The sequence below is a fragment of the Amycolatopsis sp. NPDC051045 genome, assembly GCF_040682955.1.
Classification (GTDB): domain Bacteria; phylum Actinomycetota; class Actinomycetes; order Mycobacteriales; family Pseudonocardiaceae; genus Amycolatopsis.
In genome coordinates, this window is record NZ_JBFBCC010000019.1 from 21,328 (window position 1) to 40,808 (window position 19,481).

The window sequence follows — 19,481 nt, forward strand, 5'->3', positions numbered from 1 at the left end:
CGCGGCTGGGTGGCGCATTCCGGCCACGGCCACCGGCGGCGGAACGATTCTCACCGGAGTCCTCCTCGGCGTAGTTCGGTGAGCGCGTTGCGTTGCAGCAGCAGGGTCGCCCCGGCGTACCCGGCGACCAGGACCGCCGCTTCGGCGACCGCCCCCGGCAGCGAGTCCCCGAACCACCGCGCCGCAGCCAGCGCAGGCACTGCTCCGGCGAAGCAAGCGAGCACGACGCGAACGACCATCCCGGCCAGCTCCGCCGTCGACGGCGCCACGCCGAGACCGGCCAGTACCCGCCAGCCGAGCGGCACCACCAGCCACGCCGCCGCCAGCTGCACCGCTGCGACCGCCGCGATTCCGGCGTGGGTCAGCAGGGCCAGCCCGGCCGCGAGCAGGACCAGGTGCGTCGCCTCGAGCGCCAGGTACCGCCGGACGTGGCCGGTCGCCTTCACGGCCTGGTACCAGATCTGCAGCAGGCAGATCCCGGTGCCGTAGCCGCAAAGCAGCACGAGCGGCCCGGCCGCGCCCGCCCACCGCGCGCCCAGCAGCACCACGTGGTCCGCGAGGACGGCGAGCGCGAGGTACAACCCGCCGGTCACCACGAGCACCGCGCGGGTGAACCGGGTGACCGCCCCCGCCAGCGGCGCGCCCTCGCGCCGCAACCGCGTGAACACCGGGAAGGCGACCGCGCCCAGCACCACCGCCACCATGATGTACGGCACCCAGGCGAGCCGGTACGCCAGCGAATAGACGCCGACCGCGGCCGGCCCCAGCACGTGCCCCACCGCGAGGTAGTCGAGGTTGACCAGCAGTGCGCCCACGACCGCGGCCGGCCCCACCACGGCCACCCAGCGCAGCACTTCCCGCGCCGCCGCGGGGTCCCAGCACGGCCGCACCCCGCCGCGGGCCAACGCGCCGAGCAGCGGCTGCGCCACCGCCGTGGCCAGCAGGCCGAGCACCAGTGACACCGGCCCGGCACCGCAGGCGGCGAGCACGACCGTCGACGCGGCACCCAGCACCGCGCTCCCGCCGTCGGGCAGCAGCCGCCGCCGGAAGTCCAGCTCCCGGTGCATCAGGCCCATCTGCACCCCGCCGGCCGCCGAGAACGGCAGGCCGAGCGCGGCCAGGCGGACCAGCCCGGCGGCGTCCGGGGTGCCGAGCACCGCCGTGACCGGGCCGGCGGCGGCCACCAGCGCGGCGGCCAGCACGATCCCGGCACCCACGCTCAGCGTGAGCACCGTGCCCGCCGTCCGGCGCGGATCGCGTTCGGTGCGGCCGATGACGTCGTAGACCCCGATCGACTGGACGACCTGGCCGAGGTTCACCAGCGCCACCGCGAGCGCCACGGCCCCGAGCTGCCCCTCGGTCAGCAGGGCGGCCAGCACCAGCGTGACCAGCATCTGGCTGCTCTTGCTGACGAGGTTGACCACGCCCAGCCACAGGGAGCCGCGGACCGCGCGGGTCCCGAGCGCGCTCGTCACGCGGCCACCACGGGCCGCACCCGGGTCAGCCGGACCGCGGCGACCACCGCCAGGCCCCACGCGACGACCACCGCGGCACCGTCCACCGTGACCGCCGCCCGCGGCCCGAACACCGAGACCACCGCGGAGTCCACTGTGTACAGGTGCGCGAAGGGGACGGCGAGCGCGAGGACGGCGAGCCCCGCCGCGCCCCAGCCCCTCTCGGCCCGGTGGTGCCACCACAGCGCCGCTACCGCCGCCATCGCGGGCACGGCGATCAGGACGTCGCCGGGCTGGTGCACCACGCAGACCACGACGGCCAGGCACGTCAGCAGATCGGCGACCGGCTCCGCGGTGGCGCGGATGAGCAGCGCGCTGGTCACGAGCACGCCGGCCAGCACCACGAGCTCGACCCCGGAAGGCGCCCAGCCGGTGACGCGGAACAGCACGGCGGCGACGTCGATCCGTTGCGCGGCAACGGAATCCACCGCGCCGTAGTCGGTGCCGCGTGCGTGGGTGAGGTTCGCGACGACGACGTCGAGGAACGGGCCGATGCCGCCGCCGCGCACCACGAGCAGCACCACGACCGGCAGGCTGGCGGCCGCGGCGATCGCGGTGCCCGTGAGCGCCACCCGCCGCGAGCCGCGGGCGAAGAGCAGGACCGCCAGCGGGAAGCCGTACTGGGGCTTCAGCCAGGCCAGCGCGAGCGCCACGGCCGCCCACCCGGGCCGATCGCGCCGGGCCAGCAGGGCGCCGGCCGCGCCGAGGGCGATCAGCGGGTTGATCTGGCCGACGTAGAGCTGCGCCTTCCCGACCTGGCTGGTGACCAGCAGCGCCGCGACCACCGCCGTGGTGACCGCGAACGGCACCGGCAGGTACCGCCGGACGGCTTGCGCGGTCAGCGCGGCGAGGGCGACCAGCAGCAGGAGCGAGACGACGGTGAACGCGACGGCGCCGACCCGGTAACCCGGCAGCGCGAACGGCGCGTGCAGCAGGAGGTGGTAGGGCTGGTAGAGGTTGAAGTCCTGGCGCACCGGCCAGTGCGCGAACATCGCCGCGGGGTCGTAGGGGTTGCCGCCGTCGAGGAACTCCCGGATCGGGAAGTACAGGGCGTCGCGGAAGTCCTGCAGCCGTTCTTCGGCAGCGTCGGCCGCGGTGGGCAGCGGTACCTGCCACGACGGCGCGAGGGCGTGCCAGGCGCTCACGCTCCCGGCGAGGACAGCCACGAGAAGGACGAGACGTTGTTTCGGGGACATACCCGCGCCGCGGGGGAGGGCCGCGAGGAGGGCAGGTCGCCGGCCGGTGCCGGTGGAGGCGGGGGCGGTGCCTTGCTTCGAGGTCACGCCAGCACCACCGCCACCAGCACCGCGTCCGAGGGCAACACACCCACCGCCGCGGTCAGCTCGGCCTGGTTCCGTCCTGCCGCGGCCACCGCCACCACCGAAGCGCCGTCTCCGTGCTCCTCCGGCAACCCGGCCGCCAGCTTCGCCGCGTTCTCGGTCAACTCCGGCGCCACCGGCAGCACCCGGACCGGTCGCCCGGCGGCGCGGCACAGCACGGCCAACCGATCCGCGGCCGCGGGGTCCTCCTCGCGCAGCACCGCCACCGGCCGGTGGACTCCCGCGGCGGCCAGTGCCCGGCGCACCGGTCCCGGCCCCCCACCGCCCGGCGTCAGCCGGCGCACCGCCGCCGTCGCCAGGCCGGCCGCGACCGCCGCGACCAGGGCCAGCCCGGTCACCAGCGGCTTGTCCGGAGCCACCGCGACGACCTCGGGCCGCGGATCCAGCGTCCGCAGCTTCCCGGCCGGGGCCAGCAGGTCCGCGTCGATCATCGCCTTGCCCAGCGCCGTCGCCGTCGCGCCCGCCTGCTCCGCGGACGCCGCGCGCACCGAGAGCCGCGCCAGGCCCGACGCCGGGACCAGCTCGACGGACACGTGCCCGGCCAGCTCGTCGGGCGAAAACCCGGACACCGGGGCCGCCGCCTGCAGCACCGACGGGCTGCGCGCGAGCTCGACCAGCGCGGGCAAAGCCAGCGAGACGACTTCGCCGTACGGTGCGCCATCCGCCGCGGCGGGACCGGCGAGCAGGCTCACCCGGCCCTGGTACTCCGCCCCGCGCGTCAGGCCGACGAGCAACACGAGTGCCCCCACCAGCAACGCCACGGCGACGCTCAAGACAACAGTGCGGTCCTTCATCGGGCACCTCGGAGCAGTTCGTCGTAGGACTTCATGAGCGTGTGCGGGTCGTAGTCGCGCTCGACGGCCCGGATGCCCTCGGCGGCCACGGTTTCCCGGGCGGCCTCGTCGAACAGCACCGTGTTCAGCGCCGCGGCCGTCGCGGCCGGATCCGCGGGTGGCACCACGATCCCGCCGCCACCGGCCAGCACCCCGCCGATCCCGCCGACGCGCGTCGCGACCACCGGCCGTCCGGCCGCCATCGACTCCAGCACCGCCAGCGGCAGGCCTTCCCAATCGCTGGTGAGCACGGTGACGTCGGCCGCGGCGAGCAGGTCCGGCACGTCCGCGCGGGTGCCGAGGAACTCGACCCGGCGGCCCAGCGCCTGCGCGCGGCGCTCGAGCTCCCCGCGCAGGCTGCCGTCGCCGGCCAGCCACAGCACGGCGTCGCCCTCGACCGCGGCCCAGGCGTCCAGCAGCACGTCGTGGCGCTTCTGCGGTTCGAGCCGGGCCAGGCAGAGCGCGACCGGCGTCCGCTCCGGGACGCCGAGGGACGCGCGGATCTCCGCACGGCCGAACACCGGTGGCCGGGGGAACACGGCGTTGGGGATCACCACCGGGCGGTCCAGGCCCGCCGACGCCAGCCGGTCCGCGGTGGCGGGGGAGACGGCGACGACGCGGTCGGAGGTGCGGCGCAGGATCCGGGCCGCGGCGGGGTAGTCCTCGTCGGCGACGCCGTGGAAGACGGTGAGCAGCGGCCGCCGTCGTCCGGGGACCAGCGCGAGGCGGGCCACCAGGCTCGCGCCGACGTTGTGGGCCAGCACCACGTCGGGCCGGAACCGCGTGATCGCGCGGTGGGTGGCCCAAGCCGCCTGCAGCACGCCCGCCTTGCTGCGGCGGGCGAGCGGCACGGGGAACGTCGGCGTGCCCGCCGCGGCCAGCGCGTCGGCGCGGAAGCCCCCGCCGCCGGCGACCGCGGACACCCAGCCGTACTCCTCGCCGCGGGCCACCATGCCGGCCACGAGCGTTTCCGCCCCGCCCGCCCCCATTTCACTGATCACGTGCAGCACCCGCATCGGCACTTCCCTCTCCTTCTCGGCACTGTGTCGATCGTTCCCCATCCGGCCACAGTCACGGCCGAATGGCTTCGTAGCAACGGTTACGTGCCGCATTGGGGGGCGGCCTGCTTTTGGCCGGATCGGGAACCCGTGCTTCGGCCGCGACGGCGAGCGCGGCCAGCGACCACAACGGCAGGTAGTACTGTTCGGACAGGAACGTCGAGGTGACCAAGACGGCCAGCAGCGACGCCTGGATCGCGACCGCCTCCGTCCGCCGCGGCCCGGGGCCGGCCCGCCGGGCCGTCCGCTCGCTCGCCACCGCGGCGGTGGCGACCACCCCGGCGAACAGCGCGAACCCCGGCAGGCCCAGTTCCGCGGCGACCTCGAGGTACATGTTGTGCGCCACCGGCGTCTGCTCGTCGACCTCGGCGTTGTGCGACTCGGCGGCGTAGTGCTCGCGGAACCCGCCCGGACCGACCCCGAGCACCGGGTGGGCGGTCAGCATCCGGGCCGCCGCCTGCCAGCGCAGCTCCCGCGTGTCCACATTGGACGCGGCGATGAAGCTCTTCTCCTGCAGGGCCCGGTCCAGCTGCGGCCCGGCGAACGCCCACGCGCCCAGGCCCAGCCCGGCGACCGCCGCGGCCGCGAAGGCGAGCACCCGCCACGGCACCACCCGCCGCAGCAGCAGCCAGCCGACCGCGGCGGTCAGGCCCAGCGCGCCGCCGCGGGAGAACGTCGCCGTCGCGCCGGCCACCAGGACGATGCCCGCGGCCGTCAAGGCGGGCCCCCGGCCCCGGCGGTGCAGCGCCGCGAGCAGGGGGACGGCGGCGACGAGGAAGTAGGCCAGGTCGTTCGGGTCCGGTTGCGGCCCGCTCGCGCGGGCTTCGCCCTCGGCGACCAGGCTGTAGAGAGCGCCCGCGCCGGCGACGGTGGCGCCCGCGGCCGCCGCCAGCAGCAGCCACCGGACCGGGACCTCCCGGGTCGCGACGTCCGCGAGCACCGCGGTGACCACCAGGAACGGCAGCCAGCGCAGGGTGTACTCCGCGGTGAACGGGCCCGCCGCGTGCAGCGCCGCCGTCGCCGTCAGTACCACGGCGAGGAGCGCGAGCACCGCGTGCAGCGGCGTCGGGCGGGGCCGCTGCCGGTGGCGGATCCGCACCACGAGCCACGTCAGCGTCAGCAGGGCGGGCGCGGCCTTGCCGAGCTGGCTCTGCGCGGCCGTCAGGTAGCCCTCGACCGGCGCCAAGGCGACGGTCGCACACGCGAGAACCCGCAGGAGCGCCGTTTCACGGGTTTCGCGCCGGGCAGGCCGGACCACCGCGACCACAGTCATCTCCCGGCGTCCAGCCGGGTCACCGGGCGGGTGCGGCGCACGGCCGTCCGGCGGACGTACTCCCCGGTGCCGACGACGTCGAAGTGCTCGCGCAGCGCGGAAAGCACCCAGCCCAGCCAGGCGACCTTCTGCCCGCCCGGCGCCGCCATGCCGGGGAAGAACTCCATCCCGGGGGCCTCGGCGGCGCCGAGGACGTCGGTGGGGTGCAGCAGCAGCGAAGGGGAGACCCCGCGGGCGAGGCAGAGCCGCAGCACCGTCCGGAAGTACCCGCGGGCCAGCCGCGGCGAGATCGCGTGCAGTTGCAGGAGGTACGACCCGTGGATCGGCGTGCGCAGCAACGGCATCGTCGTCACCGGGAGCTCCACCAGCGCGCTGCTTCCGGACGTCCGCCAGCGGTAGGCGTGCACCGGCGCCAGCACCCGGGAGAAGCCGCCGAACAGCTCGTCCAGTCCCTCTTCCGGGGCCTTCGCGGTGCGGTTGTGGTAGGCGCGGGCCAGCGGACCGATCCACGTCGGCAGCGTGCTGGCGTCGTAGGCGTAACCGCGTTCGGCGAGCAGCTCGACCAGCTCGCGCGTGACGCTGTAGCCGGGGCCGCGGAACCCGCCCGGCCGCGGTGCGCCCGCGGCGACGATCGCGTCTTCGGTCCGGCTCAGCTCCTCTTCGAGCCGGTCGCGGGAGTAGCGGTGCAGCCAGGGTTCGTGGCCGAAGGAGTGGTTCGCCACCTCGTGGCCCGCCGCGGCGAGCCCGGCGACCGCCTTGGCGCCGTCTTCGCGGACGACGTCGGCGCCCACCACGAAGACGGTCGTCGTGAGGCGCTGTTCGCCCAGGACCTCCAGCAGCCGCGGCACCGCGGACGGCAGGAAACTGGGCCGGTCCCGCCAGCCGGGATCGCCGTGCGTCTTGAGGTAGGCCCAGAGGTTGTCGAGGTCGATCGAGACGCTCGCGAGCGGCCGCGGGGTCACGCGGCTTCCCCGGCGAGGGCGGCCGAGCCCGCGCGCGCCTGCACGCCGAGCAGCAGGACACCGCACACGACGAAGGCGAGCCCGGCGGCGACCCACGGCCCGTGCCCGCCGACGACGTGGTCGCCGAGGACGGCGATGCCGGTGACCGACGCCAGCACGATCGTCGTCGCGTCGGCGGTGGCCACGACCGCCGCCGCCGGCCCGCGCTGCAGGGCGGCCGCCATCGAAGCCTGGCCGAGCACCGCGGCCGCCAGCATCAGCCAGGTCAGCGGATTTCCCGGCAGGGCAAGGAGATCGAGGTGGGCCAGCGTGCGGCTGGCGACCGCCACGACGGCGAACGCCACCCCGGACAGGACCGCGGCCGGCAGGAACGTCCCCGTCCGGCCCGCGGGGATCATGGCCAGCCCGGTGGCGAGCACCACGCCCGCCAGGGCGGCGACCCCGGCGGGCGGGAGGTCCGTGGCGACCGATGCCGACGACGCCCCGGCCAGCACGACGAGCCCGGCGGCCAGCAGCACCAGCGTCATCGCTTCGGTGGTGCGGATCCGCCACCCGAGTACGACGACCCCGAACGCGGTCGCCAGCCCGATGGCGGACGAAGACGCGGTCTGAACCAGGTACAGCGGCAAGGAAGCACGCGCGAAGAACGCGAGCGCGAAACCACCCACCTGGCCGGCGAAACCCAGCAGGTACAGGCGATCGGCGGCCAGCCGGGCCAGCAGGCCCAGCCCCGCGCCCGGCCGGTTCGCGGCCCGCCGGGCGGCGACGCTCTGCGCGACGATCCCGACCGCGTACAGCACCGCGGACGCCACGAGCACGGCGTAATCCACCACGAACGACTCCTCACGTCCGGCACCGCGCACCGGGTGCCCCGGCAAAGCGTAGGAACGAAGAAGTGGGTCCACTTTCGAAGGATGGCGTTCCGGAAATCGTCACGCAGAGGAGCGAATCTTCCGGGTGGAAGCAACACCAAAGCGTGACGCGAGGGGAGTTTCTCCGATGGCCAGGGCACGTTGTGTAATATCGGTCCCTCGACGGCCGCGTCACCCGGTCCGATCCGACAGGAAACCCGGACGGACCCACCCGTTCGAGCTACAGGAACCCCGGTCAGCGGCCTGCTCACCCCACACGATCGGTGCGCCGGCTGGAACGGCCGCCGGGTCATCAGTACGTTTTGCGCACCGAGGCGGAACAATGCCTTGACTGCCGCCGTGGCAATTGTCGATCGAGGAGAACCCATGCTGAAGAAAATCGGCTTCGTCGCCGCCGCCATGGCCGCCGGAGCATTTGTCACCGGTGGGATCGCGGCCGCCGGTACGCCGGACGAAGAGCACGGCCACCACGGCCACCACGGGTACGACCACACCGGCCAGGTCGGCCTGGTGAACCTGAACAACACCGACGTGCTGCACAACGTCAACGCCGTGCTCGGGCTCTGCGGCAACGACATCAACGTGCTCGGCGTCCAGGTGCCGATCCACGACTCGCTCAACGGCATCGGCGTGCCGATCCTGTCGCCGGGCGCGAGCGAGGCCGAGGGCGAGTCGCCGTACAACTGCGCCTCGGGCGGTCTCGCCGACGGCGGCACCAGCCAGGGCCACTGAGCTTTCCGCCTCGCGGAAAAAAAATCTATTCCTCGCAACCGGAATGGCGCACCACTGGTTTGCGCCGTGAGTCCTGCCCTTTCCAGTGGTGGGCATTTTTAGGAGTTCTTTTCTCGTGATCAAGCAGCTCGGATTCGTCGCGACCGCACTGGCCGCCGGGTTGGCCGCGTTCGGTGGCGCGGCCTCCGCGACCACTGTCGACGCTCCGGTCGACCACAGCGAGCAGTTCGGTGTGGCCAACCTGAACAACCTCGACGTGGTCCACAACCTCAACGTGGTCCCCGGCGTCTGCGACAACACCATCAACGTGCTCGGGGTGCAGGTCCCGATCCACGACTCGCTCGACGGCATCGACATCCCGATCCTTTCGCCGGGTGAGCACGAGGCCGACGGCGCGTCGCCGCACAACTGCGCCTCGGGCAGCATCGCCGACGGCGGGACCTCTCAGGGCGACTGACGTCACCCGGTCGAAAGCCGTCGCGCGGATGCTTTTCCGCGCGGCGGCTTTCTGCTGTAAAAAAACAGTGCGGTAAAAAACAGTGCTGCGAAAAGCTGCGTTGCGAAAACTGCGCTGCGCAAAGAATCCTGGACGCGTGGAGTGCGACCGCGGCTGCTGCGTCTCGAGTGGTGGCTGGGAACCGGCGAGGTTGTGCGTCGCCCGGCTGCGGGCTCGGCTGAGGGGTCCACCCCCTCGCCGGTTCCCAGCCGGATACCCGCTCCTGGGGTCAGAGGAACGAGCTCCGTGGTTCCGAGCCTACGGCCTCCACCGCGTTTTCGTCGCCGTTCTTCGGGTGGTTGTGGCATGAACGGGTGTGCGAATACCGATCGTGTCGCGCGAGGCGGTTTTCCGCGCCGAACCCCCGCTGACCCGATCGGGCCATCGTCACCCGGTCAGCGGCTTGCGAGACCCACTCGATGGTGGTGTGAAGTGGAATACTTCCCGGATAATCAGTACGTTTCCCTCACGCGGGACGGCACACACACTCGCCGTCGTCCTGTCCGATGCACCGTCAATTTTCGAGGAGAACAAATGCTGAAGAAGGTTGGTTTCGTCACGGCTGCCATGGCGGCCGGCGCTTTCCTGGCCGGTGGCGTCGCGGTCGCCGACACGCCGGGCGGCTTCGACCACCACGACGGTGGCCACACCGGCCAGCTCGGCCTGCTCAACCTGAACAACACCGACGTGCTGCACAACGTCAACGCCGTGCTCGGCGTCTGCGACAACGACATCAACGTGCTGGGTGTGCAGGTTCCGATCCACGACTCGCTCAACGGCATCGGCGTGCCGATCCTGTCGCCGGGTGAGCACGAGGCCAGCGGCGAGTCCCCGTACAACTGCGCCTCGGGCGGCATCGCCGACGGTGGCACGAGCCAGGGTCACTGAGTCCCCCGCGCCGCGGCCGCCCGTTGTGTGTGCGGAAGCCGGCCGAGGCGCGGAATCCGGCGCTGCGCAGGGTGTCGTGAGGCGGGCCCGGAACGGGGAGCGAGCCGCACATTTCGGTTCCCCGTCCCGGGCCGGCTGCGACCCAGTGTGACGCCGGCACGGGTGGGACCGGCCACCGCACAGTGGTAGTGAGCCGGTCCCACCCGGCGCAGACCAAAGCCGCGACCGACACGTCGGTCGCGGCTTTGCCGTGTCCGCCGATCCGCGGCTACCGGCGGCCGAGCAGCCGGCCGGCGAGCCCGCGGCGGCGTCGTGGCGCCGGGACGGGCGTGGTGCCCACCCGCAGCACGATGTCCAGCAACGCCGCCTGCTGCTCGGCGGTGGCGCGGGCGTATCCGGGCGACGCCGTGAGGGCGCGCCGAAGGTCGTCAGGGTCGGCGGTGCCGGTGTCGAACCCGGCGACCCGGGTCACGTCGATCGGGCCTCGGCACTGTGTTTCCACGCGAACGTTCTCCTGCTGTCGGGCGTACAATCCGTGCCCTCGTTATCGCTCCGTTACCGCCCTCGCGTTACCGCCGCCGTGTCCCTCGGTCAGGTGAGATCGGTCCGGCCGGTCAGCCCGCGGCAGGGCGTTGACACCTCCGTGCGCGCGCCGGTCCGCGAAACTTTCGGCGTGGCTCACCTGATGACCCAGGTGTGGGTTGAGGAAAGCCGGGGAAGGTCCGGCCGTCTTGCCGGATCATTGCCAAAAACGCGCGGCGATGATTACAGTCCCTTCTCTGGGAGCGCTCCCACGTACGCCTGGCTCGACGACGAGGAGATGGCGAATGCGGGCAAGAAGATTCCGGACCGGTGTGGTGTTGCTGGCCGCGGCGGCGCTCGGGCTGACGGCGGGTACCGTGCCCGCGTCCGCCGCGGACTACGAACGGCTGCTCAACGGCACCTTCGCCGGCGGCACCCTCGACCCCTGGTGGGCCGGGTCGGGTACCACCGGCCGCGTCGCCGGCGGGGAGTTCTGCACCGACGTCACCGGTGGCACGGCCAACGGCTACGACGCACTGGCCGGCCAGAACGGCGTGCCGTTCGAGGCGGGTCAGCAGTACACGCTGACCTTCGACGCGCACGCGACGACCACCCAGCAGATCTCCGCCGTCGCGGGTGAGGCCGTGTCGCCCTACCGGCAGATTTCCCGCACCGACCTGACGGTCACCCCGGCGACCCAGCACTTCACCGTCACCCTTGCGTCCACTTTGGACTTCCCGAACGCGGGCAACGGCCAGCTGGCCTTCTGGTTCGGCGGCCAAGCCGCGGACAACACCATCTGCCTGGACAACATCTCGCTGATCGGCGGCGTGCTCCCACCCGGCGGCCTGCCGCCGACGAGCGGCATCCGGGTGAACCAGGAAAGCTACGTGCCCGGCCTGGCCAAGCACGCCACGGTGATCAGCGACTCGGCGACGCCGTTGACGTGGACGTTGCGCAACTCCGCCGGCACCGCGGTGACCACCGGCCAGACCCGGCCCCGCGGCGCGGACGCCGCGTCCGGCGAGAGCGTCCACGACATCGACTTCTCCACCTACGACACCGCGGGCACCGGGTACACGCTGGCCGTCGGGTCCGAGACCAGCTTCCCGTTCGACATCTCCGCGGACGGGCTGAAGAAGCTGCGCTACGACTCGCTGGCGTTCTTCTACCACCAGCGCAGCGGGATCGCCATCGACGCCCGGTACGTCGGGGCCACCTACGCGCGCCCCGCGGGCCACGTCAACGTGGCGCCGAACCAGGGTGACAACAACGTGCCCTGCCGCTCCGACCTCGGCTGCGGCTACACCCTCGACGTGCGCGGCGGCTGGTACGACGCGGGCGACCACGGCAAGTACGTGGTCAACGGCGGCATCGCGACCTGGCAGCTGCTCGACGAGTACGAGCGCGCGGTGAAGGTCGGTGACGCGAGCGCGCTGGGCGACGGCAAGCTGGCCATCCCGGAGCAGGCCAACGGCGTGCCGGACATCCTCGACGAGGCCCGCTGGGAGGTCGACTTCCTGCTCTCCATGCAGGTCCCCGACGGCAAGCCGAACGCGGGCATGGTGCACCACAAGATCCACGACGCGCAGTGGACCAGCCTGCCCACCCGGCCCGACCAGGACAGCCAGCCGCGCCGGCTCTCGGCCCCGAGCACCGCGGCCACGCTCAACATGGCCGCGGTCGCGGCGCAGGCGTCGCGGTTGTGGCGGACCATCGACCCGACGTACTCGGCGAAGCTGCTCACCGCGGCCGAAAAGGCCTATGCCGCGGCGAAGGCCAACCCGAACCTGCTCGCCGACCCGAACGACGGCACCGGCGGCGGCACCTACAGCGACAACACCGTGACCGACGAGTTCTACTGGGCGGCCGCGGAGCTGTACGCGACGACCGCGAAGAGCGCGTACCGCGCCGACGTCACCGGATCCGCCCTCTACCGCGGCGCGAGTTTCAACACCCACGGTTTCGACTGGGGCTCGACGGGCGCGCTCGGGGACATCACGCTGGCCCTGGTGCCCACCGACCTGCCGGCGGCGGACGTCGCGGCGATCAAGACGGCCATCACCACGACCGCCGACAGCCACCTCGCCCAGATGGCGGGCATGGGCTACCCCGCGCCGTACCGCACGGCCGATGGCACGTACGAGTGGGGATCCAACGGCCTGGTGGCCAACAACGGCGTCGTGCTCGCACTGGCGTACGACTTCACCAAGCTGGACAAGTACCGCGACGGCGCGTTCCAGGCCATGGACTACCTGCTGGGCCGCAACCCCGCGAACTACTCGTACGTCTCCGGCCACGGTGACCAGGCCGTGCGGAACGTGCACCACCGGTTCTGGGCGCACCAGCTGGACGCGTCGCTGCCGACCGCCCCGCCCGGGGCGCTGTCCGGCGGGCCCAACAGCGGCCTGCAGGACCCGACCGCGGCCCGGCTGCTCACCGGCTGCGCGCCCCAGCGCTGCTTCGTCGACGACATCCAGGCGTACTCGGTGAACGAGGTCGCCATCAACTGGAACTCGGCGCTGGCCTGGCTGGCGAACTGGACCGCGGAGAAGTCGCCGTCCGCGGTGGACACGACCGCCCCGGCCGCGGCGGGCAAGCCCGCCGTGTCGGCGGTGTCCGCGACCGGCGCGACGGTGACGTGGGCGGCGTCCTCGGACGCGGAAAGCGGGATCAAAGGCTACGACGTGGTCAGCGTGACCGGCTCGGCCCGCAAGGTCCTCGCCACCGTCACCGGAACGACCGCGACCCTGACGGGGCTGTCACCGTCGACCGCCTACACCCTGGTCGTGGTGGCCCGCAACGGCGCGGGCCTCACCGGCGCGGATTCGCCGTCCGCGCAGTTCACGACGCTGCCGGACAGCCCGGCCGGCGGCTGCGCGGTGACCTACACGGCGAACACGTGGAGTGGCGGCTTCACGGCCTCCCTGACGGTGACCAACACCGGCGCCACGGCGTGGTCGACCTGGGCGCTGAAGTTCGCCTTCCCGGGCGGCCAGAAGGTGACCCAGGGCTGGTCGGCGACGTGGGCGCAGTCCGGCGCGGACGTCACCGCCACGGCCATGTCCTGGAACGGCTCGGTGGCGCCGGGCAAGTCCGTTTCGATCGGCTTCAACGGCAGCCACCCGGGCAGCAACCCGAACCCGTCGGCCTTCGCGGTGAGCGGGAAGACCTGCAGCTGACGGCCCGTCCGGTGGTTCGATCGGCGAACTGCCGGACAGTCCGCTAGCGTCATACCAGCGGGCAGGTGCGCCTCCTCCCCCCTCGGCGCGCCTGCCCGCACTCCTTCGCCGCACGTCCCCGCTCGGTTACCTGCTGCCGCTCATGATGGCGTCGATGATGCTCTGGTGCGTCACCGCGTAGGACCGCCGGTCGAACAGACCGAAGCCGTACTGGCCGTTGGCGCCGTTGTCCCAGTAGACGGTGGCGGCGCCGTACTTCTTGGCGGTGGCCACGATGGCGTGCGCGAAGTCCGCGCGGTACCTGTTGTTCGACGAATCGAACGAAGACTTGTCGATCGAACCGTATTCGCCGACCACGACCGGGTAGCCCTTCGCGACGAACTTGTCGCGCATGAGCTTCAGCTGGGCGTCCAGGTAGTCTTCCTGGCCCCAGGTCGACTTCCTCGCAGGATTGGCCGCGCCCCGGCCCCACTGGGTGATGGTCGGGTTTTCTTCGCCGGCGAAGTCCCACGGGCTGTAGTAGTGCACGGAAATCATGATCCGCTGTTCGCCGGCGGGGATGGCGGCGGAGCGGAACCGGTCGGACGGCAGCGCGAAGCCGTAGTCGCCGGCGGTGTAGTCGATGTTGGTGTTCCAGCCGGCGATGAGCAGCCACCGCGAAGGGTTGTTCCCGCCGGTCTGCCGCACGCTGTCCACGAAGATCTGGTTGTAGGCGTCGATGTTCGAGTAGCACGGCTGCGTCGGACGGCCGTACTGCCCGTCGAACTCTTCGTTCATCGATTCCAGGATCAGGTGCTGGTCGTAGTTCCGGAACCGGTTCGCGACCTGCTGCCAGACTTTCCCGTACTTGGCCTTGATCGTCGATTGCGCGGAAGAATCGCAGATCAGCCAGGAGCCGCTGATGGTTTTGTAGCCGTCACCGTGCATGTTGATCATTACGTACAGGCCGCGCTGGTAGGCGTAGTCGACGACTTGCTGGATCCGGTTCAGCCAGGCGGCGTTGATCGGGTAATCGGGGCCCGCGCCGATGTGGTTCAAGTAGGAGATCGGAATCCGGATCGTCTTGAACCCGGCGGCCTTCACCTTGTCGACGAGGGCCTGCGTGACGACCGGCTGCCCCCACGCCGTTTCGCTGGGCACGCCGTTGGCGTTGGCTTCCAGCTGGTTTCCCAGGTTCCACCCCGCGCCCATGTCGGCAACGATCTGCGAAGCGTTCAGCTGCGTCGTGGCCTCGGCAGGCAGCTGATTCGCCAACCCGGACCCCGCCGCGGCGGCCGCCAACACGGCGGCGAGAAAAACGGACCTGAGCTTCGTTGATTTCGAAGTCATGGGTTTACCTCTCGTGCCATTGGTGGACATATTCCAACATGGCCGATAGGTGCCGTCAATCCTCGTGACGCGGGCGGGATCGACAAATGATCGAAGGAATCGAATAATCGAAAGAATCGACACGCGCGGTCGTTCAGGAACCGGCGCCCGGCGCGAAGTCGACGAGCGCGACGGTGATGTTGTCCCGGCCGGACGGTTCAGCTGATCCCGGCGAGGTAGTCCCCGACCGCCGAGACGTCGCCGGCGTCGGAGATCAACGCGATGTGGCCGTCGGGGCGGATCAGCGCCAGGGTGCGGCCGGTCGCTTAGAGGGGCCTGGATCCCCACCGTCGGTGGCGGTGAGCAGCAGGTAGCGGCCGTGGCGGACGAGGTCGAGCGTCGAGATCCCGGTGAGCCACCGGTGCGGGAGCCGCGTCCCGGGTTCGCCGCGCCGGCGGGCAGCGCGAGTGCCCCCGCCTCACGGCTGCGCCCGCCGCCGTGAAAGTTTCATTCGCCGGAATCGCCGGAACTACCGGGATTTCCCCACTGCGCCGGCTCTTCCGGTCGAGGCGGTGGCCGGCGGCCTCCCGCTGCCGTTGCGGGAACTTGACGGATGCCCCGGTCCCTCCACCATGCTGTGGGCCAAGGAAATGTGCCTGAATCGACGGAGGCGTCCGTGGTGGGTTCTCGGCGAAAGCGGAAGCGGCGATCGAGCACGGCGGCCGGCCTGGCGGCGTCTCTCGTGACACTGATGCTCACCGGCCAGGCGGCCACGAGCGCCGCGGCGACCACCGGGCCCGCACTGTCGGTCGACGTCGCCGCCGCGCGGCACGCGATCAGTCCCGGCATCTACGGCCTGAACGGCGGCGATCCGGCGTTCAACGCCGAGATCGGCCAGTCGGTGGCGCGCTGGGGCGGCAACGCGACCAGCCGCTACAACTTCAAGAACCACACCTACAACACCGGCAACGACTGGTACTTCGAGAACATCGTCGCCGACGAGGCGCACTCCGTCGAGGGGATGGTCAAGGCCAATCTCGACCGCGGCATCAAGCCGGTCGTCGCCGTGCCGCTGAACGGGTGGGTGGCCAAGGACTCGCCGTCGTCACATCCGTTCACCTGCGGGTTCCCGGCCAGTCGGTTCCCGGAACAGGACCGGTTCGACCAGTGGGACGCCAACTGCGGCAACGGCCAGCTGAACCAGCAGAACCTCACCGGCGTCCCCACCGACACCTCGATTCCGGTGGACGCGGCGTTCGACGGCGAGATGGTGTCGCACCTGGTGGACCGGTTCGGCACGGCGGCCCAGGGTGGCGTGCCGATCTACGAACTCGACAACGAGCCGGTGCTGTGGTCCAGCACGCACCGTGACGTGCACCCCGGGCTGGTCACGATGGACGAACTGGGCGGCAAGGGCACCGCGGCCGCCGCGGCGATCAAGGCCGCCGACCCCAGCGCGGCGGTCCTCGGCCCGTCCGGCTGGGGCTACTGCGAGTGGGTCGCCTCCGGGCTGGACGGCTGCGGGCCGGGTGCCGATTCGGCCGCGCACGGCGGGCTCAACCTCTCCCAGTGGTACCTGAAGAGCATGAAGGACTACAGCGACGCCCACGGTGGAAAGCGCTTCCTCGACTATTTCGACCAGCACTTCTACCCGCAGATCAGCGGCGACAAGAATCCCGAGGCCAACGCGCTGCGGCTGCGGTCCACCCGGTCGCTGTGGGACCCGTCCTACGTGGAGGAGTCCTGGATCGGGCCCAGCGGGGTCAACGCGCCGCCCCTGCAGTTCATCCGCACGATGAAGTCGTGGATCGACCGGTACAACCCCGGCACCAAGGCCGCGATCACCGAGTACAACTGGGGTGCGCTGGACGACATCAACGGCGCGCTGGCGCAGGCCGACGTCCTGGGCATCTTCGGCCGCGAGGGCCTCGACCTCGCCACGATGTGGGGCGAGCCCAAGCCGGCCGATCCGGGTGCGTACGCGTTCCGGATGTACCGCAACTACGACGGCGCGGGCAGCCGGTTCGGCGACGTCAGCGTGTCGGCGACCGCCGCCGACCAGGACCGGCTGGCGGTGTACGCGGCGCAGCGCTCCTCCGACCAGGCGCTGACCGTCATGGTCGTCAACAAGACCGGCGGCGACCTGACCGCACCGCTCTCGGTGGCCGGGTTCGACAACGCCGCTGCGGCACAACGGTTCACGTACGGCCCGGCCGACTTGAGCGCCATCGTGCGCGGGGACGACCTGCGGGTGAGCAACGGCCAGGTCGACGCGACGTACCCGGCGAACTCCATCACGCTGCTGGTCGTCCCGCCGGCCGGGTGCTCGGCCGGCCTGCACGTCAACGGCGACTGGGGCAGCGGCCACGTGGCGACGGTGACCGTCACGAACGACCGCCGCACCGCGCTGGCGGGCTGGCGGGTCAGCTGGACGTGGCCGGGCGACCAGCGCGTGACGAACTCGTGGAACACCACCCTGAAGCAGAACGCCGCCGGGGTGGTCGCCACCGACGCCGGCTGGAACGGCTCGATCGGGGCGGGCGGCAGCACCACCTTCGGGTTCCAGGCGACCGGGAGGGCCGCGCCACCGACGCTGACTTGCACGCCCGGCTGAGCGGCTCGCGGGCGCCGTCGACAATGCCGTGCCGGCGCCCGCGGAAATGAAACTTTCACGGCCGGGAATTGTCGGGTCTTTCCGCTGTTGAGGCTCGGCGCGGGATTGTGTTAGCGTTCACATCTCTGCCGCAGTCCGGCTCGCCGTCAATGCTGATGGGGGTTCCGTTGTCGCACGCACATTCACCCGCTGTCATCCCTTCCCGCATCGCCGGTCCACTGTGGACGGTATACGCGGTGATCACGGTTTTGCTTTCCGCACTCGTCGTCATCGCGACGCCCTCGGGTGCCGCCGCGGCGGCGGCACCGATCACCACGCCGCCGATGGGCTGGAACTCCTGGAACTCCTTCGCCGGGGCGATCGACCACACCGCCATCGAGCAGCAGGCGGACGCCCTCGTCGCGTCCGGCATGAAGGACGCAGGCTACGAGTACGTCAACATCGACGACGGCTGGTGGACGGGCTCCCGTGACGCGGGGGGCAACATCACCGTCGACACCGCGAAGTGGCCCGGCGGGATGTCCGCCATCACCGCCTACATCCACAGCAAGGGCCTGAAGGCGGGCATCTACACCGACGCCGGCCGCAACGGCTGCGGCTACTACTACCCGACCGGGCACCCCGCCTACCCCGGCACCGGCGCCGAAGGCCACTACGACCAGGACTTCCTCCAGTTCTCCCGCTGGGGCTTCGACTACGTGAAGGTCGACTGGTGCGGCGGCTCGGCCGAAGGGCTCAACGCGCGCACGGCCTACACCGCGATCAGCGACGCCATCACGCGCGCCACCGCCCAGACCGGGCGCCCGATGACGTTCTCCGTCTGCGAATGGGGCGCTCAGCAGCCGTGGAACTGGGCTCCGGGCATCGCCAACCTGTGGCGGACCAGCGGCGACATCATCTACTGGGGCGAGCGGCCCCAGATGTCGCGCGTGCTGGCCAACTTCGACGCCGCGCAGCACGCGAGCGCGCAAAGTCCCGGCCACTACAACGATCCCGACATGCTCGTCGCCGGACTGCCCGGCTTCTCCGACGCGCAGAACCGCACGCACCTGAGCCTGTGGGCGATTTCGGGTGCCCCGCTGATCGCGGGCAACAAGCTCAGCGACATGTCGGCCGCCACCCGGGCCTCGCTGACGAACCGGGAGATGATCGCCGTCGACCAGGACGCGCTGGGGCGGCAGGGCACGAAGGTCGCCGAGGACGCCACGGGACTCCAGGTCTACCAGAAGGTGTTGTCCGGTACGGGCCGGCGGGCCGTCGTGCTGCTCAACCGCACCGGCTCGGCCGCCACCATCACGGCCCGGTGGTCGGCGCTCGGCCTGTCGGGTGCGGCCACCGTGCGCGACGTGTGGGCCGGGGCCGACCGCGGGAGCTTCACCACCGGCTACGCCACGTCGGTGCCGGCCGGGGAGGCGGTCCTGCTCACGGTCACCGGAACCGACGGCACTCCGACGGGGGGCGGGCCGATCACCGGCCGGCCGTCCGGTCGCTGCCTCGACGTGCCGAACGGAACTTCTGCCAACGGCACCCAGCTGCAGCTGTGGGACTGCCAGAGCGGGCCGGCCCAGACCTGGACCCGCACGGCGAGCCGGCAGCTGACCGTCTACGGCACCAAGTGCCTCGACGCGTCCGGCCAGGGCACGGCCAACGGGACCGCCGTGGTCATCTGGGACTGCAACGGCCAGGCCAACCAGCAGTGGACCGTGAACGCGAACGGCACGATCACGGGCGTGCAGTCGAACCTCTGCCTCGACGCGAGCGGCCAAGGGACCGCGAACGGCACCAAGGTGCTCCTGTGGGCCTGCAACGGTCAAGCGAACCAGCAGTGGACGGTGCCCGCGGCGTGAGCGGCCGCGAACCCGGCCGGGCAGGAGTTCGGGTGGCCGG

At 71.8% G+C, this 19,481-nt stretch carries 15 protein-coding genes; 6 read left to right on the plus strand and 9 right to left on the minus strand.

Features of this window, described 5'->3' with window-relative positions; translation table 11 throughout:
* Window positions 1–50: 50 nt before the first annotated feature.
* The 7 genes from AB0M80_RS34110 to AB0M80_RS34140 form a co-directional block, all read right to left on the minus strand.
* Window positions 51–1,475 (minus strand): oligosaccharide flippase family protein, encoded by a 1,425-nt coding sequence (locus tag AB0M80_RS34110; RefSeq protein ID WP_364573186.1) that lies wholly within the window; start codon window positions 1,473–1,475, stop codon window positions 51–53.
* Window positions 1,472–2,680, minus strand: a complete 1,209-nt coding sequence (locus AB0M80_RS34115; RefSeq protein WP_364573188.1) for a glycosyltransferase 87 family protein — start codon at window positions 2,678–2,680, stop codon at window positions 1,472–1,474. The genes AB0M80_RS34110 and AB0M80_RS34115 overlap by 4 nt, the downstream gene beginning before the upstream one ends.
* A 113-nt stretch (window positions 2,681–2,793) precedes the next feature.
* Window positions 2,794–3,648: a hypothetical protein gene (locus AB0M80_RS34120; protein WP_364573190.1), complete on the minus strand. Its 855-nt coding sequence runs from the start codon at window positions 3,646–3,648 to the stop codon at window positions 2,794–2,796.
* Window positions 3,645–4,703, minus strand: a complete 1,059-nt coding sequence (locus tag AB0M80_RS34125) for a glycosyltransferase (RefSeq protein ID WP_364573365.1) — start codon at window positions 4,701–4,703, stop codon at window positions 3,645–3,647. Before AB0M80_RS34125 ends, AB0M80_RS34120 begins: the two co-directional genes overlap by 4 nt.
* Before the next feature lie 55 nt (window positions 4,704–4,758).
* A complete protein-coding gene (locus AB0M80_RS34130; RefSeq protein WP_364573192.1) occupies window positions 4,759–6,018 on the minus strand; it encodes an O-antigen ligase family protein in 1,260 nt (419 codons plus the stop codon).
* On the minus strand, window positions 6,015–6,980 hold the full coding sequence (locus tag AB0M80_RS34135; protein ID WP_364573194.1) for a polysaccharide deacetylase family protein: 966 nt from the start codon (window positions 6,978–6,980) through the stop codon (window positions 6,015–6,017). The genes AB0M80_RS34130 and AB0M80_RS34135 overlap by 4 nt, the downstream gene beginning before the upstream one ends.
* On the minus strand, window positions 6,977–7,813 hold the full coding sequence (locus tag AB0M80_RS34140) for a hypothetical protein (RefSeq protein WP_364573196.1): 837 nt from the start codon (window positions 7,811–7,813) through the stop codon (window positions 6,977–6,979). Before AB0M80_RS34140 ends, AB0M80_RS34135 begins: the two co-directional genes overlap by 4 nt.
* A gap of 405 nt (window positions 7,814–8,218) precedes the next feature.
* Here AB0M80_RS34140 and AB0M80_RS34145 point away from each other — a divergent pair, with 405 nt between their 5' ends.
* The 3 genes from AB0M80_RS34145 (at window position 8,219) to AB0M80_RS34155 (ending at window position 9,968) form a co-directional block, all read left to right on the plus strand.
* Complete coding sequence (locus AB0M80_RS34145; RefSeq protein ID WP_364573198.1) at window positions 8,219–8,584, plus strand: hypothetical protein; 366 nt, start codon at window positions 8,219–8,221, stop codon at window positions 8,582–8,584.
* 115 nt (window positions 8,585–8,699) lie between these two features.
* Window positions 8,700–9,041 carry a hypothetical protein gene (locus AB0M80_RS34150; RefSeq protein WP_364573199.1) on the plus strand — a complete coding sequence of 114 codons (342 nt, stop codon included), beginning with the start codon at window positions 8,700–8,702 and terminating at the stop codon, window positions 9,039–9,041.
* A gap of 573 nt (window positions 9,042–9,614) precedes the next feature.
* On the plus strand, window positions 9,615–9,968 hold the full coding sequence (locus tag AB0M80_RS34155; protein ID WP_364573201.1) for a hypothetical protein: 354 nt from the start codon (window positions 9,615–9,617) through the stop codon (window positions 9,966–9,968).
* 268 nt (window positions 9,969–10,236) lie between these two features.
* Here AB0M80_RS34155 and AB0M80_RS34160 read toward each other — a convergent pair whose 3' ends face one another.
* A complete protein-coding gene (locus tag AB0M80_RS34160) occupies window positions 10,237–10,470 on the minus strand; it encodes a hypothetical protein (RefSeq protein WP_364573203.1) in 234 nt (77 codons plus the stop codon).
* 325 nt (window positions 10,471–10,795) lie between these two features.
* Between AB0M80_RS34160 and AB0M80_RS34165 the strand changes: the two genes are divergently transcribed.
* Window positions 10,796–13,672 carry a glycoside hydrolase family 9 protein gene (locus AB0M80_RS34165; RefSeq protein ID WP_364573205.1) on the plus strand — a complete coding sequence of 959 codons (2,877 nt, stop codon included), beginning with the start codon at window positions 10,796–10,798 and terminating at the stop codon, window positions 13,670–13,672.
* Window positions 13,673–13,798: 126 nt separating this feature from the next.
* Here AB0M80_RS34165 and AB0M80_RS34170 read toward each other — a convergent pair whose 3' ends face one another.
* Window positions 13,799–15,001 carry a glycoside hydrolase family 5 protein gene (locus AB0M80_RS34170; RefSeq protein WP_364573207.1) on the minus strand — a complete coding sequence of 401 codons (1,203 nt, stop codon included), beginning with the start codon at window positions 14,999–15,001 and terminating at the stop codon, window positions 13,799–13,801.
* Between the two features lie 730 nt (window positions 15,002–15,731).
* Here AB0M80_RS34170 and AB0M80_RS34175 point away from each other — a divergent pair.
* Together AB0M80_RS34175 and AB0M80_RS34180 are read left to right on the plus strand one after the other, a co-directional pair.
* Window positions 15,732–17,594: a glycoside hydrolase family 44 protein gene (locus AB0M80_RS34175; protein WP_364573209.1), complete on the plus strand. Its 1,863-nt coding sequence runs from the start codon at window positions 15,732–15,734 to the stop codon at window positions 17,592–17,594.
* 236 nt (window positions 17,595–17,830) lie between these two features.
* On the plus strand, window positions 17,831–19,441 hold the full coding sequence (locus AB0M80_RS34180; RefSeq protein ID WP_364573211.1) for a ricin-type beta-trefoil lectin domain protein: 1,611 nt from the start codon (window positions 17,831–17,833) through the stop codon (window positions 19,439–19,441).
* Window positions 19,442–19,481 lie beyond the last annotated feature (40 nt).

Excerpts from the sequence above, each read along its gene's own strand:
- AB0M80_RS34120 (WP_364573190.1), bottom strand. The coding sequence starts at position 3,648 with ATGAAGGACCGCACTGTTGTCTTGAGCGTCGCCGTGGCGTTGCTGGTG.
- AB0M80_RS34125 (WP_364573365.1), bottom strand. The coding sequence starts at position 4,703 with ATGCGGGTGCTGCACGTGATCAGTGAAATGGGGGCGGGCGGGGCGGAA.
- AB0M80_RS34130 (WP_364573192.1), bottom strand. The coding sequence starts at position 6,018 with ATGACTGTGGTCGCGGTGGTCCGGCCTGCCCGGCGCGAAACCCGTGAA.
- AB0M80_RS34145 (WP_364573198.1), top strand. The coding sequence starts at position 8,219 with ATGCTGAAGAAAATCGGCTTCGTCGCCGCCGCCATGGCCGCCGGAGCA.
- AB0M80_RS34155 (WP_364573201.1), top strand. The coding sequence starts at position 9,615 with ATGCTGAAGAAGGTTGGTTTCGTCACGGCTGCCATGGCGGCCGGCGCT.
- AB0M80_RS34165 (WP_364573205.1), top strand. The coding sequence starts at position 10,796 with ATGCGGGCAAGAAGATTCCGGACCGGTGTGGTGTTGCTGGCCGCGGCG.
- AB0M80_RS34170 (WP_364573207.1), bottom strand. The coding sequence starts at position 15,001 with ATGACTTCGAAATCAACGAAGCTCAGGTCCGTTTTTCTCGCCGCCGTG.
- AB0M80_RS34175 (WP_364573209.1), top strand. The coding sequence starts at position 15,732 with ATGCTCACCGGCCAGGCGGCCACGAGCGCCGCGGCGACCACCGGGCCC.